This is a genomic window from Sphingosinicella xenopeptidilytica, assembly GCF_042676985.1.
In the GTDB taxonomy this organism is placed as follows: Bacteria; Pseudomonadota; Alphaproteobacteria; order Sphingomonadales; family Sphingomonadaceae; genus Sphingosinicella; species Sphingosinicella xenopeptidilytica.
Map to the genome: position 1 here is coordinate 61,830 of NZ_JBHTIK010000004.1, position 24,927 is coordinate 86,756.

Genomic DNA, 24,927 nt, shown 5'->3' on the forward strand with positions numbered 1-24,927 from the left:
CTTCTAAATCGCCACCCACTGCGGTAAGAGCGGCACGAATCCGTGACTCCCACATAGAACAGGCAAGGTTGACGATGGCTGAAGAGTTCGACGTGATCGTGATCGGTGCAGGCCCCGGCGGCTATGTCGCCGCCATTCGGGCCGCGCAGAACGGGCTCAAGGTGGCCTGTGTCGAAAGCCGCGAAACGCTGGGCGGCACCTGCCTCAACGTCGGCTGCATCCCCTCGAAGGCGCTGCTCCACGCCTCCGAACTCTATGCGCACGCGGCGGACGGCAGCCTTGCGAAGTTCGGTGTCGAAACCGCGGGCGTGAAGCTGAACCTGAACGCCATGCTGGACGAGAAGCTCGCAGCGGTGAAGGGGCTGACCGACGGCATCGCCTTCCTGTTCAAGAAGAACAAGGTGACCTGGCTGAAGGGCCGCGCGCGCTTCACAGGCAAGTCGAGCATCGACGTGGGCGGAACAGCCTATACGGCGAAGTCGATCGTGATCGCGACAGGCTCCTCTGTGACGCCGCTGCCGGGTGTCGAGATCGACCAGAAGGTCGTCGTCGATTCCACCGGCGCGCTGTCGCTGCCGAAGGTGCCGAAGCATCTCGTCGTCATCGGCGGCGGCGTGATCGGTCTCGAGCTCGGCTCGGTTTGGATGCGCCTCGGCGCCAAGGTCACGGTCGTCGAATATCTCGACCAGATCCTCCCCGGCATGGACGGCGACGTGCGCAAGGATATGGCGCGTCTTCTGAAGAAGCAGGGCATGGAATTCCGCACTTCAACGAAGGTCACCGGCGTCAAGGTCGCCAAGGGCGCGGCTGCGGTGACGGTGGAGCCGGCGGCAGGCGGCACGGCAGAAACGCTGGAAGCGGATGCGGTGCTCGTTTCCATCGGCCGTCGTCCGAACACCGAAGGTCTTGATCTCGAAAAGGCGGGCGTGGCGCTGAATGCGCGCGGCCAGATCGAGGTCGGCCACAAGTTCGAAACGGCGGTGGACGGCATATACGCGATCGGCGACGTGACGCCGGGGCCGATGCTCGCGCACAAGGCGGAAGATGAAGGCGTCGCGGTGGCGGATTTCCTCGCGGGCCGTGTCGGCTATGTGAACCACGATGTGATCCCGGCGGTCGTCTACACGATGCCGGAGGCGGCGAGCGTCGGGAAGACCGAGGACGAGCTGAAAGCGGCGGGCATCGCGGTCAAGGTCGGCAAGTTCCCGTTCGCGGGCAACAGCCGCGCCAAGACCAACCGCGATACCGACGGCTTCGTGAAGGTGATCGCCGACGCGGCCACCGACCGCGTGCTCGGCGTTCACATCGTTGGCAGCCTTGCCGGTACGATGATAGCGCAGGCCGCGCAGGCGATGGAGTTCGGCGCTTCAAGCGAAGACATCGCGCTCACCTGCCACGCGCACCCGACGCATTCCGAAGCGCTGAAGGAAGCGGCAATGGCCGTGGAAGGCAAAGCCATCCACGTCTGAACCGCGCCTGATCCGGTTGGGTTGACGGCGACTCGCTTCAGCGCAGCGAAAGCGACGGCTGCTTGCGGTCGCTTGGCCGTGTTTCGGCGGCAGTACGCCATGCATCCTTGCGGCGTTCAGCGAGGCAGATCGAATGCTCGACGCTGCCCTGCCGTTCATTGCGGCAGCTTTGCCTGACGTTTTCATCGATGCGGGTGTGTACGCCCGGGTCGGCGAGATGCGCCGTCTGGTCTTTAGCGGCGGCTTTGGCCGGGAAACCGGTGAGCAGGAAAGCTGCGACCACCGGCACCAGCATCACCGCGCCAACGGTTATGCGTAGAGACTGGCTCACGTCCTCTGTCCTCGTCCATTCTTCCCCAGCCCCTCGCGGCACGATCACCGCATCTGCGGCCTCATACGCCAGACCAGCTCCGTAATATTGTACGGATTCGACAAACATCTTCCTAACGTCGACGAAAATGTCACACTGTGGCGCGGGGCATACAGCCGGGCCGCTGCGGCCGGGGGCTTCCGATCAGTGAAACAGCCACTTCAACCACGTGGGCGGCGGCGTTTTTGCCACTGCCGACACAGGGCGCAATCCGGTGCAAGCGATACAGCGCGCCTGCATCGAGGGGCCGGAGGCGATCGCGCTGGTTTCCGCGAGCATCGACAGGCTCCTGAACTGCTGCACACGCGCAAGCCGCGTAAGCGCATCGGGCGGCGCGGTTTCGCCCTTGTCGCTGCTGAACAGGCTGTTCAGCACTTGCAGCGGGATCGGCGGGGCGACCTCGACGTCCACGGTGCGGACTTTGCCCGGCTGGAGCCCGGCGCGCTTCGCAGCGGCGTCGACCGCGGCATCGAGACCGCCGAAATGGTCGACGAGCTTCAGTTGTCGCGCCGTACCGCCGTCCCACACGCGGCCCTGGCCGATCGCGTTGACGCGCTCGACGGGAAGCTTCCGCGCCGCGCCGACGATCCGCATGAAGCGGGCGTACATATCCTCCACCGAGGCCTGCAGCAGCGCGCCGACTTCGGGTGTGATGCCATCGAGCACGTCGGGCGCGCCGGAGAAGGGCGTGCTCTTCACGCCGTCGGCGTTGATCCCGAGCTCGGCGAGCGTGCGCTGGAAGGTCGGGATGATCGCGAACACGCCGATCGAGCCGGTGATCGTGGAGGGCTGCGCGTAGATTTCGTCGGCGGCGGTCGCGATCCAGTAGCCGCCGCTTGCAGCAACCGGGCCGAACGAAGCGACGACGGGCAGGCCCTGCGACTTCGCAGTCATCAGCGCCTCGCGAATCTGCTCCGATGCCGTGACCGAGCCGCCGGGGGAATCGATACGCACAACGAGCGCCTTGATGCTGTCGTCGGTCAGCGCCTCGTCGATAAGGCCCGCGATGGTCTGCCCGCCTGCAGTACCGGACGGCGCCTCGCCGTCGACGATCTCGCCGGAGACATAGACGATGCCGATGGCATCGCCGCCGCCGATCGGCCCGGCGCCGCTGTGCGCATAGTGATAATCGGCAAGGGCGATGCCGTTGAAACCGCCCGGTCCGCCATTGTCTCCGCTGCCCACAACCTTCGCGAGCATCTCGCCGAACGCGACGCGCGTGCCGATGTGATCGACCATGCCACCCTTGAGCGCCGCCTGCGCGAAGCCGCCGCCCGATGCGGAGAGCAGGCGGGGTAGGGCCTGCATATACGTGCGGACATCGGCGCTCTTGCGACGCGTCGAGACGTCCGTCATCCAGGTTTCCCACAGGCTGTCGACGAGCGCCTGATCGGCGGCCTTCGCCTCGGGCGAGCCTTCGGTGCGCGTGAAGGGCTCGACCGCCGACTTGAAGGTGCCGACGCGGAACACGTTGACGTCGACCTTCAGCTTGTCGAGCGCGTCCTTGAAATACAGGCCCGATCCGCCGGGGCCGGTGAGCAGCACCGCGCCGAGGGGAGCGAGCCACACCTCGTCGGCGTGCGCGGCGAGGTAGTAGCCGTCGTCAAGGTAAGCGGAGGAGAAGGCGTAGACCTTCTTGCCGCTCGTCTTGAACGCGGTGAGCGCCGAGCCGATCGACTGCAGGTTCGCAAGGCCGCCGCCCCAGAAGCCATCGAGATCGAGAACAAGCGTCTTCACGCGCTTGTCCTTCGCGGCGGCGTTGATCGCGTGGATCACGTCGGCAGCTTCGGTCTCGCCGGGGAGGCTCGGGCCGCCCGTCAGCATCGCGAGGGGGTCGGGATCCGTGGCCTGATCGACGACATAGCCATCGATGTTGAGCACCAGCGCGTCGCCCTCCGGCACGCTGATCGGGGCGGAGCCTTGCCTGAGCGCGAGGATCGCAAACAGCAGCAGCAGCAGGAAGAGGAGCGCGAGCGCATCCTTGACGCCGACCAGAAATCGCCAGAAACCGCGCAGGATCGCCATAGTGCTTCCTTAAAAGGATTGAGCCGGTGTAGCGGCAAGGGCCTTGAAGGCCAAGGATAGGCCCCGGGACGTTACAAAAAAATTCACAGGCCAGCCGTTGACACCCCGGGGGGTGGGGCACATATCCGGCCGCGTTGGCACTCACTTCGCGTGAGTGCTAATATCCGAATTCGAAACTTGAACGAGAGGGTGACACGAATGGGCTTCCGTCCTCTGCACGATCGCGTGCTGGTCCGCCGCATCGAGGCTGACGAAAAGACCGCCGGGGGTATTATCATCCCGGATACCGCCAAGGAAAAGCCGCAGGAAGGCGAAGTCGTCGCCGCCGGCGCTGGCGCCAAGAACGAAGAGGGCAAGGTTTCCCCGCTCGACGTGAAGGCTGGCGACCGCATTCTGTTCGGCAAGTGGTCGGGCACCGAGGTCAAGGTCAACGGCGAAGACCTGCTCATCATGAAGGAAAGCGACATTCTCGGCATCGTTAGCTGAGAACGCGCTTTTTTTCGTTTCAGATCCCAGGAAAGGGTAGTCAATCATGGCAGCCAAAGACGTAAAATTCGGCCGCGACGCGCGTGAGCGCATCCTTCGCGGCGTCGATATCCTCGCCGACGCGGTGAAGGTGACGCTGGGGCCGAAGGGCCGCAACGTCGTTATCGACAAGAGCTTCGGCGCGCCGCGCATCACCAAGGACGGTGTGACGGTCGCGAAGGAAATCGAGCTCAAGGACAAGTTCGAGAACATGGGCGCGCAGATGCTGCGCGAAGTGGCCTCGAAGACCAACGACATCGCCGGCGACGGCACGACCACCGCCACGGTGCTCGCCCAGTCGATCGTCCGCGAGGGCATGAAGTCGGTCGCGGCCGGCATGAACCCGATGGACCTGAAGCGCGGTATCGACCTCGCTGTCGCCAAGGTCATCGAGAACCTTGCGTCGCGCTCCAAGGCCGTCGCGGGCTCTGACGAGATCGCCCAGGTCGGCACCATCTCGGCCAACGGCGACACCGAAGTCGGCAAGATGATCGCGGAAGCGATGGAGAAGGTCGGCAAGGAAGGCGTGATCACCGTCGAGGAGGCCAAGGGCCTCACCAGCGAGCTGGAGACGGTCGAGGGTATGCAGTTCGACCGCGGCTACCTGTCGCCGTACTTCATCACGAACCCGGAGAAGATGCAGGTCGAGCTCGACAACCCGCACATCCTGATCCACGAAAAGAAGCTCTCGAACCTGCAGGCCATGCTGCCGATCCTCGAAGCCGTGGTGCAGAGCGGCCGTCCGCTCCTCATCATCGCTGAGGACATCGAGGGTGAAGCGCTTGCGACGCTCGTCGTCAACAAGCTGCGCGGCGGCCTCAAGGTTGCGGCCGTGAAGGCGCCGGGCTTCGGTGATCGCCGTAAGGCGATGCTCGAGGATATCGCGATCCTGACCAACGGCCAGATGATCAGCGAAGACCTCGGCATCAAGCTCGAGAACGTCACGCTCGGAATGCTCGGCCAGGCGAAGAAGGTCACGATCGACAAGGACAACACCACGATCGTCGACGGCGCCGGTGACGGCGAGCAGATCAAGGGCCGTGTCGAGCAGATCCGCGCCCAGATCGAGACGACGACCAGCGACTACGACCGCGAGAAGCTCCAGGAGCGTCTCGCCAAGCTCGCCGGCGGCGTTGCCGTGATCAAGGTCGGCGGTGCGACCGAAGTCGAAGTGAAGGAGAAGAAGGACCGCGTCGACGACGCGCTGCACGCCACGCGCGCGGCCGTTGAAGAGGGCATCGTCCCCGGCGGCGGTACGGCGCTCCTCTACGCGACGAAGGCGATCGAAGGCCTCACGGGCGCCAATGAAGACCAGACCCGCGGCATCGATATCATCCGCCGCGCGCTGCAGGCGCCGGTGCGTCAGATCGCGCAGAACGCCGGTCATGACGGTGCCGTCATCGCGGGCAAGCTGATCGACGCCAAGGACGAGAAGCTCGGCTTCAACGCGCAGACCGACACCTACGAAGACCTGGTGAAGGCCGGCGTCGTAGACCCGACCAAGGTCGTGCGCACCGCGCTTCAGGACGCCGCATCGGTCGCGGGCCTGCTCATCACCACCGAGGCGACGATCGCCGAGCTGCCGGACGACAAGCCGGCGCCGGGCGGTATGCCGGGTGGCATGGGCGGCATGGGTGGCATGGACTTTTAAGTCCAGCCTTCCGCAGTCAAAAGAAAGGCCGCTGGGTGATCCCGGCGGCCTTTTTCTTTGGCGTCATCAATCAAGATTGACGATGGACAAAAAGAAACGGGCCGCATCCGAAGATGCGGCCCGTTCTTTTTTCCGAACTGTCAGTAAAGCTTACTGAGCAGCTTCCGTCGCGGCGTCCGCAGCGGCGTCGGCAGCGCCGGCAGCGGCGTCGGCCGCACCAGCAGCGGCGTCGGCAGCGCCAGCGGCCGCATCGGCAGCGGCGTCGGCCGTCGCGTCGGCAGCGGCGTCAACCGCAGCGTCGGTCTCGGCGACAGCGGCATCAGCAGCAGCAGCAGCGTCTTCAGCCGCGGCGTCCGCGGTCGCGTCAGCGGCTTCTTCGGTCTTCTCGCTGCAAGCGCCGATGCCGAGGCCGGCGACGAGCGCGAGAGCTGCGAAACCCTTGGTAACATTGCGCATCGACTTGTTCCCCTAGAACAGTTTGTATTGACCCTGCGCCCAATAATGGGAGCGGCGCGGATTGTCACGGAAAACCTTGTCTGTGGGAAGAGTTTTGATGCCGCTGTGCAAAATATTTTTGTGAAGAACTTCCGCGGTCCGCCGCCTGCTTCACGGGTGTCGACTTAATGTCTTGTAAAACAATAGATATTCTTCGCAGCGGCAATCCGCACCGGGCATCGGCCGGTCGAGCTGGCGCATGGCTGGTACCCTCCAAAATGCCGCAGGTATCGGATTCGGCAGGATAAATTCCGTATGTGGAGACTGGCCGGCGCGATTCGCGGTTGGTGCCCGCGCCCCTTACGGCGTGACAGTTTCGGCCTTGGGCTCGCCCGTATCAGACTCGGGTGTGGGCATGGGCGCTTCGTCGGTCGCGGGGGCGGGCGTGTCCGCGGGTTCTGATGCCGCGTTTTCGCCCGGCATTGCGTGGGGCGGAGTCTCGTCGTCGAAGGTCGGCGTGAAATCGTCTTCGGGCGGATCGCCATCGTAGATGTCGCTGAGGCGCTGCTGGAGATAGGCGGCGCGAACGGTCGCATATTCGTCGAGCGCCGTGGCGAGCAGCGGGTCGGCCGTATCGATGAGGCGCGAACGCAGGTCGATCGCTTCGCCGGCGGTGACGCCGATCCGCTCGGTGCCGTTGAGGCCCGCGACATGCTTCTGGAACTTCGGCCACGGGTCCGTCACCGAATCGACGCCGAAGCCGACGGTGTCGCGAAGCGTCGAGGGGCCGAGCAGGGGCAGCATGATATAAGGGCCGGAGCCGACGCCCCACGCCGCGAGTGTCTGGCCGAAATCCTCCTCCTGCTTGGGAAGGCCCATCTCGGTTGCATGGTCGAAGAGGCCGGCGACGCCGAACGTCGAGTTGATCATGAAGCGGTCGACGGCGCGGAAGGCCACCTTGAACTTGCCCTGCAGCACCGCGTTGATGAACGACAGCGGCTCGTCGACATTGTCGAGCGCATTCGAGACGCCGCGTCGCGCGATGCCGGGGACGACTGCGCGGTAGCCCTGCGTCACCGGCTTGATGACCGCCGTGTCGACGCCCTTGTTGAATTTGTAGATCGCCCGGTTGGTCTTTTCGAACCGGTCGAGCTCGGCCTCCGAAACGCCGCCCGGAGTCGTTACGCAGCCGGTGAGGAGCGGTGCGGCGAGGAGGGCGACGAGAGAGACGGTGCGTGCGGACATGAGGCTTCCCGGATAACGCTGGGCGACAAGGCGCGGAACGTAGAGTTCCCCGATAGGGCGTGACAACGTATTTCGTTCATTGACCGCATATAAAGATATCTTTATATCCCTTTTCATGCAGCCTGCGCTCGACCTTTTCCGCGCTCTCGCCGATCCGTCAAGGCTTCGGATCATGGCGCTCGTGCGTTCGATGGAGCTGTCGATCGGCGAACTGGCCGAGGTTCTGGGGCAATCGCAGCCGCGCGTGTCGCGGCATGTGCGCATTCTTGCCGAGGCGGGGCTTCTTGTGCGGCACAAGGAAGGCGCCTGGGTTTTCCTGCGGATTGAAGGCGCGGGGCTCGCGGGCGAAGTCGGCGGGCTTCTGGATCGTATGCTGGACGACAGTGCTGCCGTCGTCGCCGACGCGCGGCGGCTCGACGAGATTCGTGCGCGCCGCGTCGCGGAAATGCACAGCTATTTCGATGCCCACGCCGAGGGCTGGGACGGCATTCGTTCGATGCACGTCTCCGATGGCGAGGTCGAGGCCGCGATCCTGCGCGCACTTGCGGCGCGGCCCGTGGGCTATCTGCTCGATATCGGCACGGGAACGGGGCGGATGCTCGAACTGCTCGCGCCGGGATCGCAGGGCGCAGTCGGCGTCGATCGCAGTGCGGACATGCTCCGCGTCGCGCGCGGCAAGCTGGAGGCGGCGCGGCTCGGGCACTGCGAGGTGCGGCAGGCCGATATGTATGCGCTGCCGCAGGCGGACGGCAGCATCGATACCGTGCTGCTGCACCAGGTTCTGCACTATGCGGACAATCCCGCGGCCGCGATCACCGAGGCGGGGCGCGTACTCGCGCCGGGCGGGCGACTGCTCGTGATCGATTTCGCTCCGCATACGCTTGAGGAACTGCGTTCGAATCACGCGCACACACGCCTTGGCTTCGCCGACGAGGCGGTGCTTGGCTGGATGCGCGAAAGCGGTCTTGAAGGCCGTGTTGTGGATCATCTGAAAGGGGGCACGTTGACCGTCAGCATCTGGCTTGGGGAAAAGGCCCCGCTCGCGAAAAGGAAAGCGGCATGATCCTGACGCTCGACCAGATGACGGAAGCGCAGAACGCCGTCCGCCAGCCTTTGTTCGCGGATCTGCGCGGCGACATTGCCGTCTCGTTTGAATTCTTCCCGCCGAAGACGGAGAAGATGGAAGAGACGCTGTGGGATTCGATCAAGACGCTCGAGCCGCTTGAGCCGCGTTTCGTTTCCGTCACCTATGGCGCGGGCGGTTCGACGCGTGAACGCACGCATGCCACGGTCTCGCGCCTCGTGCGCGAAACGACGCTGACGCCCGCCGCGCATCTGACCTGTGTGGATGCCTCGCGCGGCGAGATCGACGATGTCGCGCGCGCCTATTGGGATGCAGGTGTTCGCCATATCGTTGCGCTGCGCGGCGATCCGCCGCGTGCGGGCGAACGATTCGTGCCGCATCCCGATGGATACGAGAATGCCGCCGCGCTCGTCGCGGGGCTTCGGCGGATCGGGGATTTCGAGATCAGCGTTGCCGCCTATCCGGAAATGCACCCTGAAGCCGCGAGCGTGGTGCAGGATCTCGACAATCTGAAGCGCAAGCTCGACGCGGGCGCACACCGCGCGATCACGCAATTCTTCTTCGAGCCGGAAACCTATTTCCGCTTCCGCGATAATGCGGCGGCGGCGGGGCTTAGCGCCGAGATCGTGCCGGGCATCCTGCCGGTGAGCAATTTCGCGCAGACGAAACGCATGGCCGAGATGTGCGGTACGGCGATACCCGGCTGGATGGGGCGGCTGTTCGAAGGCCTCGAGGAGCGGCCCGCCGCGCGCGGTCTCGTCGCCGCCACCGTTGCTGCCGAATTCTGCCGCCGCCTTTATGCGGGCGGGGTACGCGAATTCCATTTCTACACACTGAATCGTGCGGATCTCAGCTATGCGATCTGCCATATGCTTGGAAAGCGCGCGGCATGACGAACGCAGCGGAAAGACTTCGCGCGGAAGCCGCGAAGCGCATCCTGATCAACGACGGCGCGTTCGGCACGGCGATCCAGACCTATGGGCTGGATGAGGCGGCCTATCGCGGCCAATACGACACCGGCCACGATCAGAAGGGCAACAACGATCTTCTGGTCCTCACCCGTCCCGATATCGTGCGCGCGATCACGCGCGGCTATGCCGATGCGGGCGCGGATATCCTTGCCACCAACACCTTCAACGCCAACCGGATCAGCCAGGCGGATTACGGCGCCGAGCATCTGGTCGCGGAGATGAATCATGCCGCCGCCCGCATCGCGCGCGAGGAGGCTGATGCTGCCACCGCGCGCGACGGTCGCCCGCGGTTTGTCGCGGGCGCGATCGGGCCGACGAACAAGACGCTGTCGTTGTCGCCGGATGTGAACGATCCCGGTTTTCGCGCCGTGACGTTCGACGAGGTGAAGGACGTTTACAAGGAACAGGCCGAAGCGCTGCTCGATGCAGGATCGGATTTCATCCTCATTGAAACGATCTTCGACACGCTGAACGCCAAGGCCGCGATCATGGGCATCATCGAACTCGGCGAGGCGCGCGGCGTGCGCATCCCGATGATGATCTCGATGACGATCACCGACATGTCGGGTCGCAATCTTTCCGGCCATTCGGTCGAGGCGTTCTGGTATGCAGTGCGCCATGCCGAGCCGGTGACGATCGGACTCAACTGCTCGTTCGGTGCGAAGGAACTGCGCCCGCACGTGCAGGCGCTGTCGCGCATCGCGGACACGCTGGTGATGATCTATCCGAACGCCGGTCTTCCGAATGAACTCGGCCAGTACGACGAGGCGCCGGACACCACGGGCGGCATGATCCACGAATGGGCGGAGGCCGGGCTCATCAACATCGTCGGCGGCTGCTGCGGCACGACGGCCGCGCACATCGCCGCGATGGCGAAGGCGGTTGAAGGCTTGCCGCCCCGCGCCATTCCGCACCCCGAACCGGCGATGCACCTCGCCGGGCTCGACGCTTTCACACTCGCCTGAACTGCACATCATGACAGACAACACCGCGCGCTTCGTCAACATCGGCGAGCGCACCAATGTTACCGGCTCGGCGAAGTTCAAGAAGCTGATCATGGCGGGCGACTACACCACCGCCATCGAGGTCGCGCGCGATCAGGTTGAGAACGGTGCGCAGATCATCGACGTCAACATGGACGAGGGTCTGCTCGATTCAGAACAGGCGATGGAGACCTATCTGAAGTTGCTCGCGGCCGAGCCTGATATCAGCCGCGTGCCAGTGATGATCGACAGCTCGAAATGGAGCGTGATCGAGGCGGGCCTCAAGTGCGTGACCGGCAAGCCGATCGTGAATTCGATCAGCATGAAGGAAGGCGAGGAAGCCTTCCTTGAGGCGGCGCGGAAAGTGCGCGCTTATGGTGCGGCTGCTGTCGTGATGGCGTTCGACGAGGTGGGGCAGGCGGACACTGCCGCGCGCAAGGTCGAGATTTGCGAGCGCGCGTACAAGCTGCTCACCGCGAACGGATTCCCACCTGAGGATATCATCTTCGATCCTAACATCTTCGCCGTGGCGACAGGGATCGAGGAGCATAACAATTACGGCGTCGATTTCATCGAGGCGGCGCGCGAAATCCGGAAGCGCTGCCCATACGTGCACATCTCCGGCGGGCTTTCAAATCTCTCGTTCAGCTTCCGTGGCAACGAGCCGGTGCGCCGGGCGATGCACAGCGTGTTCCTCTTTCATGCCATTCCGGCGGGCATGGACATGGCCATCGTCAACGCGGGCCAGCTCGACGTTTACGACACGATCGATCCCGAACTCCGCGAAGCGTGCGAGGACGTGGTGCTCAACCGCCGCCCGGATGCGACCGAACGCCTGCTGGAGATCGCCGAGCGTTTTCGCGGCGATGGCCAGGTTGCCGAGAAGGCGACCGAGGAATGGCGGACGTTGCCCGTGCAGAAGCGCCTGGAACACGCGCTGGTGAAGGGCCTCGACGCGTATGTCATCGAGGATACGGAGGAAGCGCGCCAGCAGTTCGCGCGGCCGATCGAGGTCATCGAAGGACCGCTGATGGCGGGCATGTCTGTCGTCGGCGACCTGTTCGGTTCGGGCAAGATGTTCCTGCCGCAGGTGGTGAAGTCGGCGCGCGTGATGAAGAAGGCGGTCGCGCATCTCATCCCGTTCATCGAGGCGCAGAAGGACGAGGGTTCGCGTGCCAAGGGGCGTATCGTGATGGCGACCGTGAAGGGCGACGTTCACGATATCGGCAAGAACATCGTGGGCGTCGTGCTCCAGTGCAACAATTTCGAGGTCATCGACCTCGGCGTGATGGTGCCGTTCCAGACGATCCTGAAAACCGCGCGCGAACAGAATGCCGACATGATCGGGCTTTCCGGCCTCATCACGCCGTCGCTCGACGAGATGGTGACGGTGGCGGCCGAGATGGAGCGCGAAGGCTTCACGATGCCGCTGCTGATCGGCGGCGCGACGACGAGCCGCGTGCATACCGCGCTCAAGATCGAACCTGCATATTCGGGACCGACGCTGCACGTGCTCGACGCGAGCCGCGCGGTCGGCGTCGCGAGTGCGCTGACGTCCGACAATATGAAGGGCAAGCTCGTCGAGGAAACGCGCACCGAATACGCGATGATCCGCGAGGAGCGTGCGAGCCGGGGCGAAAGTAAGCTCGCGAGCCTTGCAGACGCGCGCGCGAATGGATTCCCTGCGGATTTCGCGGCGCATCCTCCGGTGAAGCCCGCGACGTCGGGCGTCCGCGTGATCGACGATGTGACGGTGGATACGCTGATCCCGTACATTGACTGGACGCCGTTCTTCCGCGCGTGGGAACTCGCGGGCAACTACCCGGCGATCCTCAAGGACGAGGTGGTGGGCGAAAGCGCGCGGTCGCTGTTTGCGGACGCGCAGAAGATGCTGGAGCAGATCGCGGGCGAGCGCTGGCTCAGCGCACGCGGTGTCGTCGGCTTCTGGCCGGTGCGGCGCGAGGGTGACGACATCGTGGTGTTCTCGGACGAGGGCCGCACAAGCGAGATCGGCCGCTTCGCCATGCTCCGCCAGCAGATCGAGAAGCGCGCGGGCCGCCCCAACATGTGCCTTGCCGATTTCATCTCGCCCGAAGCCGACTGGATCGGCGGTTTCGCGGTGACGGGCGGGGAGGGGATCGACCTTCATTCCGAACGCTTCCGCCGCGCGCATGACGATTATTCGGACATCATGCTGAAGGCGCTCGCCGATCGCCTCGCCGAAGCCTTTGCCGAATATCTTCACGAGCGCGTGCGTCGCGAGCTCTGGGGCTATGCGCCGGACGAGCGGCTGACGAACGAGGAACTGATCAAGGAGCGCTACAAGGGCATCCGCCCGGCGCCCGGCTATCCGGCCTGCCCGGATCACACGCTGAAGCCCGAACTCTTCCGCCTGCTCGGCGCAACGGCGGCGACCGGAATCGTGCTCACGGAAGGGCTGGCGATGCTTCCCACCGCGAGCGTTTCCGGCTTCTATTTCGCGCATCCGGAGTCGTCGTACTTCGGCGTCGCGCGCATCGGCCGCGATCAGCTTGAGGACTATGCCGCGCGGTGCGGTATTCCGGTTGACGAAGCCGAGCGCTGGCTGCGGCCAAACCTCTGATACGGAAAACGCCGGCGGACCGCGTGGTCCACCGGCGTATCCGGGGTCTGGAAGGGAGAGAGGCCTGCCGGATTACTGGGCGTCGGGCTTGCCGTCGCCATCGGCATCCACCGCATCGGGCTTGCCGTCGCCGTTCGTATCCCACGCATCGGCCTTGCCATCGCCATTCGTGTCCCAGGCATCGGGCTTGCCGTCACCATTGGTGTCGATCGTGGGCGGTGCGTCAGCGCTCTGGGCAAACGCCACTGCCGGAACACCCGCAACCATCACGGCGCCGAGCGCCGCCCCAAGGAGTTTTTCGATTTTCATTTGAATCACCTTTGTCTGTCCGGTTCGCCCCCCGGCTCAGCAAAGGTTGGTCGGTCGCCACGGTGAGACAACTGCCGCGGCGACGAAATGCCCCGCCGAGCGGACGGGCACGATGTTCCGTTCGGCCTGCCGCATTTCCGGCACATCTCGTTCAGGCGAAGGGTTCGGAGGCTTCCACGGATTTCCACCCGCGCGTCGTGAGTCGCTCGATCGGGCGGAAGCGGGTCTTGTAGCTCATGCGCTCGCAGCCCTCGATCCAGTAGCCGAGGTATACGTAATCGAGCGCGGCGGCGGCGGCTTGCCGGATGTGGTCCATGATGATGAAGGTGCCGAGGCCCGAGCGCGTGGGGTGCGCGGGATCGAAGAAGCTGTAGACCATCGACAGGCCATCCGCCTGCCGATCGGTGAGGCAGCAGCCGATGAGGCGCCCCTGCCGTCCGTCCGTCATCGGTTCGCGATACTCGATGATGAGCGTGTTGACCGGCGTCTGCTCGACCATTTCCGCATAGTCGTAGGCATCCATGCGCGTCATGCCGCCTTCGGGGTGGCGCTGGCCAAGGTAGGCACGCAGCAGATCGAACTGCTCGGGCGTCGTCCACGGCTCGCAGATGCTGACCTCGATGTCGTCGTTGCGGCGCATGATGCGACGCTGCGTCTGGCTCGGGGCGAAGCGCTGCGCGAGGACGCGCACCGAAACGCAGGCGTTGCAGCCCTCGCAGCTCGGCCGGTAGACGACGTTCTGGCTGCGCCGGAAGCCGATGCGCGACAGCGCCTCATTGAGCTCCACCGCATCCTCGCCGCGCAGCTCTGTGAAGACCTTGCGCTCGAGCTTGCCCGGCAGATAGGGGCAGGGGCTGGGCGCCGTCACGAAAAATCGCGGGAATCGGAACGTTTGGTCAGTCACGGCTGCGAATTATGGTGCGATGTTGCCGGTTTGGGAAGGCATCGCCTGCACGGCTCGTCGCCCGGCGCCGGGAGCGAGCGCGGGCGGTTCATCGAGCAGGATGATGGTGATGCGCCGGTTCTCGGGCCGGGCAGGGGCATCGGGCAGCAGCGGCTGGCTCGCGGCGCGGCCGGTCACGGCGGCGAAGCGGTCCGCAGGCACGCCGCCGGCCGCGAGGATATCGCGCACGGCGACCGCGCGGCGCGCGGAAAGCTGCCAGTCGTCTCCCTCTCCGGCGCTGTCGGTGTGCCCTTCGACGGCGATGCGGTTCGGCAGGGTGCCGATGCGCGCTGCGATGGTGCGGAATGCGTCGGGGGCGAGCGGCACGGCGCTGCCCTCGGCGAACATCGGGCGGAGGGCGGTGTCGGTGAGCTGGATGTGGATGCCGTCCGCGGCCGGTTCGAGGAGGACATTGTCTGCAAGTGGCGCAAGGTCAGGGTCCGCCGCAAAGGCCGTGCGGATGTCGCGGAGCAGGGCGTCGGCGCGGGCGCGGGTCTTGTCGCTTGGCGCGAGCGAGAGTGGCTCGGGTCCGCCGCTTGCGAACGCGATATCGCCTTCGGCTGCCGCGCCGGCTGCGGGCGCTGCGACCGAGGGGGTGAAGTAGTCGGCGATGCCCTGGAGCGACACTTTCTCCGAACTCGATATGAGCCAGAGCAGCATGAAGAAGGCCATCATCGCGGTGGCGAAGTCGGCGTAGGCGACCTTCCACTGCACGTTCACCGGCCGGACGCCGCGCGGCGTCTGTCGCGCGCGCCGCCGGATGACGGGACGCGCGTTCGCGGCGGGACGGAGGTGACGACTGGCCATTGCAGGGCCAAGTCTAGCCCTCAGAGGGTTAAGCGGGCGCTAAGCGCTTCTGCGAACAGGCGGCCGCGATCGGCGGCGTGCGACAGGAAGAGCGCGGGCTCGATCAGCTCAAGCTCCATCAGGCGCAGCCCACCGTCTGCACCGCGCACCATGTCGATGCGTGCGTAAAGGGCCTCGGCGGGGGCGGCGCGCAGGGCCTGTTCGGCCACCGCGCGGGCGTCTTCCGAAGCTTCGACGGTGATCTCGCGCCCACCGAACTGCTCCTGCACGCGGAAGTCACCGGCGGACGGCACCTTGAGGATCGCGTGGCTGAACGCGCCACCGAAGTAGAACAGCGAATATTCGCCCTCCGTGGCGATCGCCGCCATCATCGGCTGGATCAGCATCGGTTTCCCTGCCACGTCGGCGGGTATGGGGTCGCCGGGCGCCAGACGGTAGGTTCCATCGGCGCCGCCCGATACCGGTGGCTTCACGATCACCGTGTCGCCGAAGCGTGCCCGCGCTTCGGCCATGTCCACGTCCGAAAGCGCCTGTGCGAAGGCCGTGGGGATCACCGGCACGCCCTTCGCCTCCAGATCGAAGAGGTAACGCTTGTCGGTGTTCCAGCGCATCAGCGGCACTGGGTTCGCCATCGGGATGCCAGCCGCCTCCCACGTGTCGAGCGCTGCCGACCAGTCGGCGCCGCGCGATTGGTAGCCCCACGCGAGGAGCGGCAGGGCGATGCCGTCACCGTGAGAGAGAGGCGCCGTCCACGGCTGGAAGCGCACGGCTTCCCCAAGGACTGCTCGAAGCTCGTTCTCGGCGCGGGGCACAGAGTCGGCGTAGCCGCTGTCCGGCGTCAGGATGCAGATATCGGCCATGGTGCGCCTCAGGCGATCTCGACCGACGAGACTTCGTAGCCGCTGTCCTTCAGCGTCGCGATCAGCCGTTCCAGATGGTCGCGGTCGCGCGTTTCGCACTCGATGTCGGCATAGATGCCCTTCGCCGACAGGTTGGTGAACACGCGCTGGTGGTACACCTCGACGATGTTGACCTGCATGTCGTCGAAGATGCGCGCGACGCCGAAAAGCTGCCCCGGCCGGTCGTTGAGCCGGATGCGCAGCCGTGCGAGGCGGCCGGCGCGGGCGAGATCGCGGAGCAGCACGTTCGCAAGCAGACGCGTATCGATGTTGCCGCCGGTGAGCGGCAGGCCGACGACGCGGCCCTTGAAACGCTCGGGATAGGCGAGAAGGGCGGCGAGGCCTGCGGCGCCGGCGCCTTCGACGACGGTCTTCTCGATGTTGAGCAGCATCGCCGTTGCCTGCTCCAGCTTGGACTCGTCGACGAGCAGGATGTCTTTCACGAGCGCGCGGACGATGCCCTGCGTGATCGTGCCCGGTTCCTTGACCGAGATGCCTTCGGCGATGCTGTCGCCGCCGCAGGGCAGGGTTTCGCCCTTCATCTTCGCGGCCATCGAGGGATAGAGCGCCGCCTGCACGCCGACGATCTCGACATCGGGGCGCATCGCGCGCGCCGCGATCGACATACCCGAGATGAGCCCGCCGCCGCCGATCGGCACGACCAGCGTATCGATCTTCGGCGCGTCGGTGAGCATCTCGACCGCGACCGTGCCTTGCCCGGCGATCACCTTGGGATTGTCGAAGGGGTGCACGAAGGTGAGACCGCGCTCGACTTCAAGTTCGCGGGCGCGGGCGTAGGCCTCGTCGTAGTTGTCGCCGTGAAGAATGATTTCCGCGCCGTGGCTTTCGGTCTGCTGCACCTTCACCACGGGCGTGTAGCGCGGCATCACGATCGTTGTCGGGATGCCAAGCCGCGTACCGTGATAGGCGATGCCCTGCGCGTGATTGCCGGCGGAAGCCGCGATGACGCCCTTCTTGCGCTGCGCGTCGGTGAGCGACAGCAGCGTGTTGAGCGCGCCGCGCTCCTTGTAGGCGGCGGTGAACTGAAGGTTCTCGAACTTCAGCCACACCTCTGCGCCGACGATATCGGACAGCGTGCGCGATTTCAGACAGGGCGTGCGGACGATGTGCGGCATGATCGCCATGTGCGCTGCCTCGATATCGGCAAACGTCACCGGCAAAGCCGCCACACCCTGAGAATCGCCCATCTTGTCATCCTGACCTGTTGAATTGGCACCGGCGCCATAGCCCATCTGGCAGCCGAGGCAAACAGCCGCTAGGAACCCGCTCGAGCGGATCAAAACAGGAGGCTGCCGATGGCGCGGGTCGCATTTCTCGGAATGGGTGTGATGGGCGCGCCGATGGCACGGCACCTGAAGGCGGCGGGCCATGACGTTACCGTCTACAACCGCACGCGGGCGAAGGCGGAGGCGTGGGTCGCTGCGAACGGCGGCGCGCTTGCGGAAACGCCCGCCGAGGCCGCGAAGGGCGCCGAGATTGTGCTTACCTGCGTCGGCAACGATGACGATCTGCGCGCCGTGACGCTGGGGCCGGACGGCGCGTTCGGCGCGATGGCGCCGGCGAGCCTTTACATCGACCACACCACCGTTTCCGCCGCGATCGCACGCGAGCTTGCCGAGGCGGGCGCGGCACGCGGCATCGGCGTGCTCGATGCGCCGGTTTCGGGCGGTCAGGCGGGCGCGGAAAACGGACGTCTGACGATCATGGTGGGCGGCGATACGGAGAGCTTCGCGCGCGGCGAGCCGGTGATGCAGGCCTATGCGCAGCGCATCGGCCTTATGGGACCGGCGGGGGCGGGTCAGCTTACGAAGATGGTCAACCAGGTCTGCATCGCGGGCGTGCTGCAGGGCCTCGCCGAGGCGATGAACTTCGCGATGGAAGCGGGGCTCGACGCCAATGCCGTGGTGGACGTGATCTCGAAGGGTGCGGCGCAGAGCTGGCAGATGGAGAACCGCGCGCCTACCATGATCAAGGGCGAATACGACTTCGGCTTCGCGGTGGACTGGATGCGCAAGGACCTGTCGCTCGTGCTCGGCGAAGCGCGGAGCATCGGGCTTTCGATGCCGCTCACCGCGCTGGTTGACCAGTTCTATGCCGATGTCCAGAAGATGGGCGGAGGACGGCAGGACACGTCATCGCTGCTCAGGCGGTTCAGGGGATAAAGATCATGCGGATTGCACTCGCGCTTGCGGCGCTCCTTTCGGCCGGCGCCGCAGACGCGCGAACCGTGATCGTCAATGCGAACGGCTACACGCTCGACGATATCGGCAGGCTTCAGAAATTCGGGGGGCTCATCGTCAGCGACGACGGCCGTGTCGAACGCTTGCTGAAGCCCGGCGAGACGGTGGACGGCGATATCGTGGATGCGGGCGGCAGGACGCTGCTTCCCGGCCTGATCGACGCGCATGGCCATGTCATGCCTCTCGGCTTTATCGCATTGCAGATCGACCTTTCGGACACGACAAGCATCGATCAGGCGCTCGCGAAGATCGCCTCCGATGCCACGGCGAACCCGGAGCGGAAGTGGATCGTCGGCGGCGGCTGGAATCAGGTGAGCTGGGGGCTCGATCGTTTTCCGACAGCCGAAGAGCTCGATATCGCGGTGGCGGACCGGCCAGTCTGGCTGACCCGCGTCGACGGTCACGCGGGCTGGGCGAATTCGGCGGCCTTGAAGGCGAGCGGTATCACCGCGAAAACGCCCGACCCCGCGGGTGGACGTATCGAGCGTGATGCGAAGGGCAAGCCGACCGGAGTGCTCGTCGATACGGCCATGGCGCTCATCGAGAAGAAGCTGCCGCCGCCGACCGCTGCGGAAAGGGCCGCCGCGCTTGAAACGGCGCTCCAGATCATGGCTTCGGTAGGGCTCACCGGCGTTCATGATGCGGGCATCGATCCGGCGACGTGGGCGCTCTACGAGCAGTTTGCGAAGGACGGCAAGCTCACCGTGCGCATCTCTGCCATGGCGGGCGGCGCGGATGCCCTGCGCGCGATCGCGCCGAAGGGGGCGACCGGCTGGCTCTTTGAGGATCGTCTTGCGCTGAACACCGTGAAGCTGCTCGCGGACGGCGCGCTCGGTTCGCGCGGTGCAGCGATGATCGAGCCCTACAGCGACGATCCCGAGAACACCGGCCTGATGATCATCGAGGGTGCGAAGCTGCGCAACGTGATCGCGGCCGCCTCGATGCGCGGCTTTCAGGTGAACGTCCACGCCATCGGCGACAAGGCGAACCGCGAGGTGCTGAACGCGTTCGCGGACATCCAGAAGATGGGCCAGCCGCTGGTGCGCCCCAGCATCGAGCACGCGCAGATCCTGGCGCCGGACGACATCGGTCGGTTCGCGAAGCTCGGCGTCATTGCCTCGATCCAGCCGACGCACGCCACCTCCGACAAGGCGATGGCGGAGGACCGGGTGGGGCCCGAGCGGATCAAGGGCGGCTATGCATGGAAATCGCTTGTGAACAGCGGTGCGCGCATCGCGGGCGGGTCGGACTTCCCGGTCGAGCCGGCCAATCCGTTTTATGGTCTCCACGCCGCCGTCACGCGGCAGGACCGCGACGGGCAGCCGCCGAAAGGCTGGTATGCGAACGAAGCGCTGACCTTGCAGCAGGCCTTCGCAGCCTTCACGACGGGTGCGGCCTATGCGGGGCAGCAGGAACGCAGCGTGGGGACGCTGACGCCCGGCAAGTGGGCCGACTTCATCCTCGTCGACGGCGATGTCTTCAAGATGCCCGCCGGGGACATCTGGAAGGTGAAGGTGCTGGAGACGTGGCTTGCGGGGAAGCGCGTTTACGCGCGGGACTGAGGCGGCCTACTGCTGCTTCAGCACGGGGATGATGCTCGCGAAATCGTCGGTCCAGGGTTGCAGGTCGGGCCGTTCGCGCAGCATCGCCCAGCCTGCGGGGCCAGCGCCGCCGCCGTACATCAGATCCTGCATCCGCATTTCCGTGGGCGTGAGCGCGACCCAGATCGATCGCGAATAGTCGATGCCGGGAAGGCCGGGATCGTAGGGCGTGTGATCGCGCACACGCGCCGTCCAGCCCATATCGCTCGCGATGGCGGCGATCACCGGCTGCAGATCGATATGGCGGTTCGAGATGTGCACCATCAGCACGCCGTCCGGTTTCAGCGCGCCTGCGTAAACCTTGAACGCCTCTTCGGTCATCAGGTGCATGGGGATCGCGTCCGACGTGAAGGCGTCGATGGCGATGAGGTCGTAGGTGTGTTTCGGCTCCTTCGCGAGCGAGAGCCGTGCGTCGCCCATGACGATGCGGAGGTCCGGCGTGCAGCGGGAGATATAGGTGAACAGGCGCTCGTCCTTCGCGATCCGCACCACAAGCGGATCGATCTCGAAGGCGGTCCAGCCTTGTCCCGGTTTCGCGAAGCAGGAGAGCGAGCCTGCGCCGAGCCCGACGTAGCCGACTTTGGCAAAGCGGCCAGCAATGTTCGGCAGTGCGGTGAACGCCTCGGCGATGCCGCTGCCCTTGGCGTAGTAGGACTGCGGCTCGCTCTGCAGGTCCGGGATCAGGCTTTGCACGCCGTGCAGCGTCGTGCCGTGCTCCAGGAGGCGGATGAGCCGCTCGCCGTCTGCCTTCACCGTGTAGATGCCGAAGAAGCTGCGCTCGCGCGCAAGCTCGATACGGCTGATCGCGATCGCCTGCCAGCCGCCGAGGCCAAGCATCAGCGCGCCGAAGCAGGCCGCGAAGGTGAGCCGCCGCCCGATCGAAAGCACGGCGGCAAGCGCGATGAGCGCAAGCGCGGGCGCTGCGGTTTCGGCACGGTCGGCGAGGATCAGTTCGGTATGGACCCACCATGAGGCCGCGAGCGCGATGATTGGAAGGGTGATGTCGAGAACGAGACCCCGGCGGCCGTGCCACAGCTTTCCGATGCGCTTCGTCAGCGGCTTCGCCGGGATCAGCGCGGCGGCGCACACGAGCAGGATCGGGTGCTCATACACCCAGTCGAACACCAACGGCGCGACGATCGCGGAGAAGAAGCCGCCGATGACGCCGCCCAGCGAGATCCAGAGGTAGAAGTCTGTAAGCTGTGACGGTGGCGGGCGTCTCTCGGCGAGGTGGCCGTGGAGTGCCAGCGCGACCACGAACAGCAGCACGAGGTTGGTGAGCGCCATCAGGAGCGCGAACACGCCCTGCGCGAGGAACGTGTAGCCGCCGAGCAGCAGGAGCAGGATCGGCGACGCCATCTTCGCCTGCTTCACAAAGAGCGCGCCGCCCATCGAGAAGGCGACGATGAAGGTGACAAGGTAGAGCGCGAGTGGCACCACCCAGAGCAGCGGCACGGCGACGATGTCCGTCGTCAGGTGCGTCGTCGTCGAGAGCAGCAGGCCCGAAGGCACGGCGGCAAGCGCCGTCCAGACTGCGCGCTCGCGCCACGTGGCGGGCGGTGCGGCCTCGGCGGCGGGCACGGGTTCACGCGCCGGGCGGCGCGCGCAGAAGGCGACGAGAAGGGCGAGGATCACGAAGCCGCCCGACCACAGCCACGCCTGCTCCTTGAGGCGCAGGTACGGCTCGACCGCGAACGGATAGGCGAGGAGCGCGAGCAGGCTTCCCGCATTGCTCGCCGCGTAGAGGAAATAGGGGTCCGCCGCTGCCGGATCGTCGACGCGCGCGTACCACGACTGCATGAGCGGCGCCTGCGCGGCGACGACGAAGAACACCGGGCCGATCGAGGCGGCGAGCAGTGCCAGCAGCCACAGCATCGGCGGCAGTGTCTCGCGGCCCCCGATGTCGGCGAGGCTGATCGGCAGCGTGAGCGCCGCGATGGCGAAGACGGCAAGGTGGAGGATCGTTTGCCGCCGCTGTGCCATGCGGCTGATCGCGTGCGCGTAGACGTACCCCGCGAGCAGCATCGCCTGATAGAACAGCATGGCGACGTTCCACACCGCGGGCGCGCCGCCCAGCGTCGGCAGCGCCATGCGGCCGAGCATCGGCTGGATGAGGAACAGGAGGAACGAGCCGAGGAAGATCGTCGCGATGAACAGCGGCCGTGCCGCCAATCCCCGCGTCTGGACACCCTCGGCGGCTGTCATCCGAGCAGCCGTGCCGCGTCGCGCGCGTAATAGGTGAGGATGCCCGAGCAGCCCGCGCGGCGGAACGCGGTAAGCGCTTCGATGATCATGCGGTCGCGCTCGATGAGGCCAGCGCGCGCGGCGGTTTCAAGCATCGCGTACTCGCCGGAGACCTGGTAGGCGAACACGGGGATGTTGAAGGCGTCCTTCACGCGGGCGATCACGTCGAGATACGGCATTCCCGGCTTCACCATCACGCTGTCCGCGCCCTCGGCGATGTCGAGCGCGACCTCGCGCAGTGCCTCGTCGGCGTTCGCGGGGTTCATCTGGTAGGTCTTCTTGTCGCCTTTGAGGAAACCGCCGGAGCCGACCGCGTCGCGGAACGGGCCGTAGAAGGCGGAGGCGTATTTGGCGGCGTAGCTCATGATCTGCACGTCGTGGAAGCTGCCCGCTTCCAGCACCTTGCGGATCGCGCCGACGCGGCCGTCCATCATGTCCGACGGGGCGATGATGTCCGCACCGGCGCGGGCCTGCACCAGCGCCTGACCCTGCAGCATCTCGATCGTTTCGTCGTTGAGGATGCGGCCGTCTTCCGCGAGCAGGCCGTCGTGGCCGTGCGTCGTGTAGGGGTCGAGCGCGACGTCCGTCAGCACACCGATGCCGGGCGCGGCGTTTTTGATGGCCTTGATGGCGCGGCAGGTGAGATTGTCAGGGTTGAGTGCCTCGCGGCCGTCGGCGGTGCGGCGTTCGGGGGGCGTGTTCGGGAAGAGCGCGATGCAGGGGATGCCGAGGCCTTCGGCTTCCTTCGCGGCCTCGGCGACGAGATCGACCGACAGGCGCTCGACGCCCGGCATCGTCGGCACCGCCGTGCGCTCGCCCGTGCCATCGGTGACGAAAAGCGGCCAGATGAAATCGGCCGGAGAGAGCGCTACTTCCGCGAACAGCGCACGCGACCATGCATGTGCGCGGGGGCGTCTCAGGCGGGTAGCGGGGTAGGCGGCGGCGGGTTTGGGGACGGGAGACATGGCGGCATCTATGGTCGAAAACGCACGCCTTGAGAAGCACGGGCTTTACCGGGGTGCGGCGCGGGCGCTAATCGCGGATCATGACGGGACTCACGATAGAAGCCGTGCTCACCGGCACCGCCCGCCCGCTGCGCGGCGAGGAGATGAGCGCGATCGTCAAGGCGCCCCGGCTCGGCGCGGTGGTGGTGAAGCCGCTCGGCCTTGATGGCGACGAGCAGGCGGATACCGTCCACCACGGCGGCGTCGACATGGCGGTCCACCACTATCCGCGCGATCACTATGCGTGGTGGGCGGAACGGATGCCCGATCAGGCGCTGCTCGGCGCGGCGGGGGCGTTTGGCGAGAATATCTCGACGACGGGCCTCGACGAGAACGGCGCCTGCATCGGGGATCGCTATCGGCTCGGCACCGCACTCGTCGAAATCTCGCAGGGTCGCAAACCCTGCTGGAAACCCGCGCACCGGCTCGGGCGCCCGGCGCTCGTCGCCGAGATCGTCAAGACGGGTCGTTCGGGCTGGTACTACCGTGTGATCGAGCCCGGCGTCGTCGCGGTCGGCGATACGCTGACGCTCGAACGCAGGCCGCATCCCGAATGGACCGTGGCGCGTGTCTTCGGCCTGATCGTCGGCGGGGCGGGGAAGTCCGACCCCGCGTCGCTGCAGGCGCTTTCGGGTCTGAAGCTGCTGTCCGCCGAATGGCGCGAGCGTGCGCGAATGATGTCGGCATGACCTGCCCGCCGATTCTCGTTTTCGATTCGGGCATGGGCGGCCTCTCCGTGCTGGCGCCGATCCGCGCCGCGCTGCCGCAGGCGCCGGTCGTGTACGTGGCGGACAACGCCGGGTTTCCTTACGGCAGCAAGAGCGAGGCGGAGATTGCCGCGCGCGTGCCCGCGCTGCTCGGGCGGTTGACGGAGCGATATCGGCCCCGCCTCATCGTCATCGCCTGCAACACCGCCTCCACGATCGCGCTGGCGCACGTGCGCGCCGCGCTCGACGTGCCGGTGGTGGGCACCGTGCCCGCGATCAAGCCCGCCGCCGAGGCGACGGAGACCAAGGTGATCGGCGTGCTCGGCACGCCGGCCACGGTTCGGCAGGCCTATGTCGATAACCTTGCCGCCGAGTTCGCTTCGGACTGCGTGGTGCTCCGCCATGGCACGCCGGAGCTTGCGGCGATGGCGGAGGCGAAGCTGCGCGGGGAGGAGGTTCCGGCGGAGGACTATGCGGCGGTGATGGCGGGGCTGACAGGGCAACCGCACGGTGTGGACATGGACATCGTTGTGCTCGCGTGCACGCACTTCCCGCTGGTGGAGGATGAGCTTGCCGCTGCCGCCCGCCGCCCCCTGCGCTTCGTCCACGGCGGGCAAGGCATCGCACGCCGCGTCGCGCACCTGCTTCGCGACGCGGACTGGACCGGGTGCGAGCCGACAGGCCTTGCCGTTTTCACACTGAGAGACGAAAAGTCCGCCGCGCTGGTGCCCGCACTCGCGGTGCGCGGGCTCGATGTAGATTATCTCTAACAAAGGGATCGCGGCGAAACTT

Annotated in this window: 22 protein-coding genes; 11 read left to right on the forward strand and 11 right to left on the reverse strand. The window is 66.0% G+C overall.

Annotated elements, in window-relative coordinates:
• Positions 1 to 74 precede the first annotated feature (74 nt).
• The gene (gene lpdA / locus ACFQ00_RS06770) at positions 75 to 1,469 is read left to right on the forward strand and encodes a dihydrolipoyl dehydrogenase (protein WP_381488092.1); all 1,395 of its coding nucleotides are present in this window, start codon (positions 75 to 77) and stop codon (positions 1,467 to 1,469) included.
• A gap of 37 nt (positions 1,470 to 1,506) precedes the next feature.
• Here the strand turns inward: lpdA and ACFQ00_RS06775 are convergent, their stop codons facing one another.
• On the reverse strand, positions 1,507 to 1,908 hold the full coding sequence (locus ACFQ00_RS06775; RefSeq protein ID WP_381488095.1) for a hypothetical protein: 402 nt from the start codon (positions 1,906 to 1,908) through the stop codon (positions 1,507 to 1,509).
• A gap of 75 nt (positions 1,909 to 1,983) precedes the next feature.
• Positions 1,984 to 3,864 (reverse strand): signal peptide peptidase SppA, encoded by a 1,881-nt coding sequence (gene sppA, locus ACFQ00_RS06780; protein ID WP_381488098.1) that lies wholly within the window; start codon positions 3,862 to 3,864, stop codon positions 1,984 to 1,986.
• Between the two features lie 198 nt (positions 3,865 to 4,062).
• Here sppA and groES point away from each other — a divergent pair, with 198 nt between their 5' ends.
• Positions 4,063 to 4,350 carry a co-chaperone GroES gene (gene groES / locus ACFQ00_RS06785; RefSeq protein WP_121048033.1) on the forward strand — a complete coding sequence of 96 codons (288 nt, stop codon included), beginning with the start codon at positions 4,063 to 4,065 and terminating at the stop codon, positions 4,348 to 4,350.
• Between the two features lie 46 nt (positions 4,351 to 4,396).
• The gene (groL, locus tag ACFQ00_RS06790) at positions 4,397 to 6,040 is read left to right on the forward strand and encodes a chaperonin GroEL (protein ID WP_381488103.1); all 1,644 of its coding nucleotides are present in this window, start codon (positions 4,397 to 4,399) and stop codon (positions 6,038 to 6,040) included.
• A 150-nt stretch (positions 6,041 to 6,190) separates the two neighbouring features.
• Here groL and ACFQ00_RS06795 read toward each other — a convergent pair whose 3' ends face one another.
• Positions 6,191 to 6,496 carry a hypothetical protein gene (locus ACFQ00_RS06795; protein WP_381488105.1) on the reverse strand — a complete coding sequence of 102 codons (306 nt, stop codon included), beginning with the start codon at positions 6,494 to 6,496 and terminating at the stop codon, positions 6,191 to 6,193.
• Between the two features lie 339 nt (positions 6,497 to 6,835).
• Positions 6,836 to 7,720, reverse strand: coding sequence for an MlaA family lipoprotein (locus ACFQ00_RS06800; protein ID WP_381488107.1), 885 nt, complete (start codon positions 7,718 to 7,720; stop codon positions 6,836 to 6,838).
• A gap of 115 nt (positions 7,721 to 7,835) precedes the next feature.
• Between ACFQ00_RS06800 and ACFQ00_RS06805 the strand changes: the two genes are divergently transcribed.
• Genes ACFQ00_RS06805 through metH form a run of 4 tightly spaced genes read left to right on the forward strand, consistent with a single transcriptional unit; the run spans position 7,836 to position 13,360 of the window.
• Positions 7,836 to 8,783: an ArsR/SmtB family transcription factor gene (locus ACFQ00_RS06805; protein ID WP_381488110.1), complete on the forward strand. Its 948-nt coding sequence runs from the start codon at positions 7,836 to 7,838 to the stop codon at positions 8,781 to 8,783.
• Positions 8,780 to 9,697 (forward strand): methylenetetrahydrofolate reductase, encoded by a 918-nt coding sequence (gene metF / locus ACFQ00_RS06810; RefSeq protein WP_381488113.1) that lies wholly within the window; start codon positions 8,780 to 8,782, stop codon positions 9,695 to 9,697. Before ACFQ00_RS06805 ends, metF begins: the two co-directional genes overlap by 4 nt.
• Positions 9,694 to 10,740, forward strand: a complete 1,047-nt coding sequence (locus ACFQ00_RS06815) for a homocysteine S-methyltransferase family protein (protein ID WP_381488116.1) — start codon at positions 9,694 to 9,696, stop codon at positions 10,738 to 10,740. Before metF ends, ACFQ00_RS06815 begins: the two co-directional genes overlap by 4 nt.
• Before the next feature lie 10 nt (positions 10,741 to 10,750).
• The gene (gene metH, locus ACFQ00_RS06820; protein WP_381488120.1) at positions 10,751 to 13,360 is read left to right on the forward strand and encodes a methionine synthase; all 2,610 of its coding nucleotides are present in this window, start codon (positions 10,751 to 10,753) and stop codon (positions 13,358 to 13,360) included.
• 72 nt (positions 13,361 to 13,432) lie between these two features.
• Here metH and ACFQ00_RS06825 read toward each other — a convergent pair whose 3' ends face one another.
• The 5 genes from ACFQ00_RS06825 to ACFQ00_RS06845 all read right to left on the reverse strand — a co-directional run bounded on the left by ACFQ00_RS06825 (position 13,433) and on the right by ACFQ00_RS06845 (position 17,526).
• Complete coding sequence (locus ACFQ00_RS06825; protein ID WP_374598937.1) at positions 13,433 to 13,669, reverse strand: hypothetical protein; 237 nt, start codon at positions 13,667 to 13,669, stop codon at positions 13,433 to 13,435.
• A gap of 151 nt (positions 13,670 to 13,820) precedes the next feature.
• Positions 13,821 to 14,573, reverse strand: coding sequence for an arginyltransferase (locus ACFQ00_RS06830; protein ID WP_381488124.1), 753 nt, complete (start codon positions 14,571 to 14,573; stop codon positions 13,821 to 13,823).
• Between the two features lie 9 nt (positions 14,574 to 14,582).
• Entirely contained in the window at positions 14,583 to 15,419 is an 837-nt protein-coding gene (locus ACFQ00_RS06835) for a flagellar motor protein MotB (protein ID WP_381488127.1), read from the reverse strand.
• A gap of 20 nt (positions 15,420 to 15,439) precedes the next feature.
• Positions 15,440 to 16,279, reverse strand: coding sequence for an ATP-grasp domain-containing protein (locus ACFQ00_RS06840; RefSeq protein ID WP_381488130.1), 840 nt, complete (start codon positions 16,277 to 16,279; stop codon positions 15,440 to 15,442).
• Between the two features lie 8 nt (positions 16,280 to 16,287).
• Positions 16,288 to 17,526 (reverse strand): threonine ammonia-lyase, encoded by a 1,239-nt coding sequence (locus ACFQ00_RS06845; RefSeq protein ID WP_374598945.1) that lies wholly within the window; start codon positions 17,524 to 17,526, stop codon positions 16,288 to 16,290.
• 108 nt (positions 17,527 to 17,634) lie between these two features.
• Here ACFQ00_RS06845 and ACFQ00_RS06850 point away from each other — a divergent pair, with 108 nt between their 5' ends.
• Together ACFQ00_RS06850 and ACFQ00_RS06855 are read left to right on the forward strand one after the other, a co-directional pair.
• Positions 17,635 to 18,501, forward strand: coding sequence for an NAD(P)-dependent oxidoreductase (locus tag ACFQ00_RS06850; RefSeq protein WP_381488133.1), 867 nt, complete (start codon positions 17,635 to 17,637; stop codon positions 18,499 to 18,501).
• A 5-nt stretch (positions 18,502 to 18,506) separates the two neighbouring features.
• Positions 18,507 to 20,141 carry an amidohydrolase gene (locus tag ACFQ00_RS06855; protein WP_381488135.1) on the forward strand — a complete coding sequence of 545 codons (1,635 nt, stop codon included), beginning with the start codon at positions 18,507 to 18,509 and terminating at the stop codon, positions 20,139 to 20,141.
• Between the two features lie 6 nt (positions 20,142 to 20,147).
• Here ACFQ00_RS06855 and ACFQ00_RS06860 read toward each other — a convergent pair whose 3' ends face one another.
• Positions 20,148 to 22,385 carry a spermidine synthase gene (locus ACFQ00_RS06860; protein ID WP_381488139.1) on the reverse strand — a complete coding sequence of 746 codons (2,238 nt, stop codon included), beginning with the start codon at positions 22,383 to 22,385 and terminating at the stop codon, positions 20,148 to 20,150.
• Complete coding sequence (gene hemB, locus ACFQ00_RS06865) at positions 22,382 to 23,389, reverse strand: porphobilinogen synthase (protein ID WP_381488141.1); 1,008 nt, start codon at positions 23,387 to 23,389, stop codon at positions 22,382 to 22,384. The genes ACFQ00_RS06860 and hemB overlap by 4 nt, the downstream gene beginning before the upstream one ends.
• An 80-nt stretch (positions 23,390 to 23,469) precedes the next feature.
• On the opposite strand from hemB, the gene ACFQ00_RS06870 reads away from it, so the two are divergent.
• Complete coding sequence (locus ACFQ00_RS06870) at positions 23,470 to 24,117, forward strand: MOSC domain-containing protein (protein WP_381488143.1); 648 nt, start codon at positions 23,470 to 23,472, stop codon at positions 24,115 to 24,117.
• Entirely contained in the window at positions 24,114 to 24,905 is a 792-nt protein-coding gene (murI, locus tag ACFQ00_RS06875; protein WP_381488146.1) for a glutamate racemase, read from the forward strand. The genes ACFQ00_RS06870 and murI overlap by 4 nt, the downstream gene beginning before the upstream one ends.
• Positions 24,906 to 24,927 lie beyond the last annotated feature (22 nt).

Coding starts and splice junctions, on each gene's coding strand:
- ACFQ00_RS06835 (WP_381488127.1), bottom strand. CDS start 15,419: ATGGCCAGTCGTCACCTCCGTCCCGCCGCGAACGCGCGTCCCGTCATC.
- metH (WP_381488120.1), top strand. CDS start 10,751: ATGACAGACAACACCGCGCGCTTCGTCAACATCGGCGAGCGCACCAAT.
- groL (WP_381488103.1), top strand. CDS start 4,397: ATGGCAGCCAAAGACGTAAAATTCGGCCGCGACGCGCGTGAGCGCATC.
- ACFQ00_RS06815 (WP_381488116.1), top strand. CDS start 9,694: ATGACGAACGCAGCGGAAAGACTTCGCGCGGAAGCCGCGAAGCGCATC.
- ACFQ00_RS06795 (WP_381488105.1), bottom strand. CDS start 6,496: ATGCGCAATGTTACCAAGGGTTTCGCAGCTCTCGCGCTCGTCGCCGGC.
- ACFQ00_RS06860 (WP_381488139.1), bottom strand. CDS start 22,385: ATGACAGCCGCCGAGGGTGTCCAGACGCGGGGATTGGCGGCACGGCCG.
- sppA (WP_381488098.1), bottom strand. CDS start 3,864: ATGGCGATCCTGCGCGGTTTCTGGCGATTTCTGGTCGGCGTCAAGGAT.
- ACFQ00_RS06825 (WP_374598937.1), bottom strand. CDS start 13,669: ATGAAAATCGAAAAACTCCTTGGGGCGGCGCTCGGCGCCGTGATGGTT.
- ACFQ00_RS06800 (WP_381488107.1), bottom strand. CDS start 7,720: ATGTCCGCACGCACCGTCTCTCTCGTCGCCCTCCTCGCCGCACCGCTC.
- ACFQ00_RS06775 (WP_381488095.1), bottom strand. CDS start 1,908: ATGTTTGTCGAATCCGTACAATATTACGGAGCTGGTCTGGCGTATGAG.
- ACFQ00_RS06850 (WP_381488133.1), top strand. CDS start 17,635: ATGGCGCGGGTCGCATTTCTCGGAATGGGTGTGATGGGCGCGCCGATG.
- ACFQ00_RS06855 (WP_381488135.1), top strand. CDS start 18,507: ATGCGGATTGCACTCGCGCTTGCGGCGCTCCTTTCGGCCGGCGCCGCA.
- ACFQ00_RS06840 (WP_381488130.1), bottom strand. CDS start 16,279: ATGGCCGATATCTGCATCCTGACGCCGGACAGCGGCTACGCCGACTCT.
- ACFQ00_RS06805 (WP_381488110.1), top strand. CDS start 7,836: ATGCAGCCTGCGCTCGACCTTTTCCGCGCTCTCGCCGATCCGTCAAGG.
- groES (WP_121048033.1), top strand. CDS start 4,063: ATGGGCTTCCGTCCTCTGCACGATCGCGTGCTGGTCCGCCGCATCGAG.
- ACFQ00_RS06845 (WP_374598945.1), bottom strand. CDS start 17,526: ATGGGCGATTCTCAGGGTGTGGCGGCTTTGCCGGTGACGTTTGCCGAT.
- hemB (WP_381488141.1), bottom strand. CDS start 23,389: ATGTCTCCCGTCCCCAAACCCGCCGCCGCCTACCCCGCTACCCGCCTG.
- murI (WP_381488146.1), top strand. CDS start 24,114: ATGACCTGCCCGCCGATTCTCGTTTTCGATTCGGGCATGGGCGGCCTC.
- metF (WP_381488113.1), top strand. CDS start 8,780: ATGATCCTGACGCTCGACCAGATGACGGAAGCGCAGAACGCCGTCCGC.
- lpdA (WP_381488092.1), top strand. CDS start 75: ATGGCTGAAGAGTTCGACGTGATCGTGATCGGTGCAGGCCCCGGCGGC.
- ACFQ00_RS06870 (WP_381488143.1), top strand. CDS start 23,470: ATGACGGGACTCACGATAGAAGCCGTGCTCACCGGCACCGCCCGCCCG.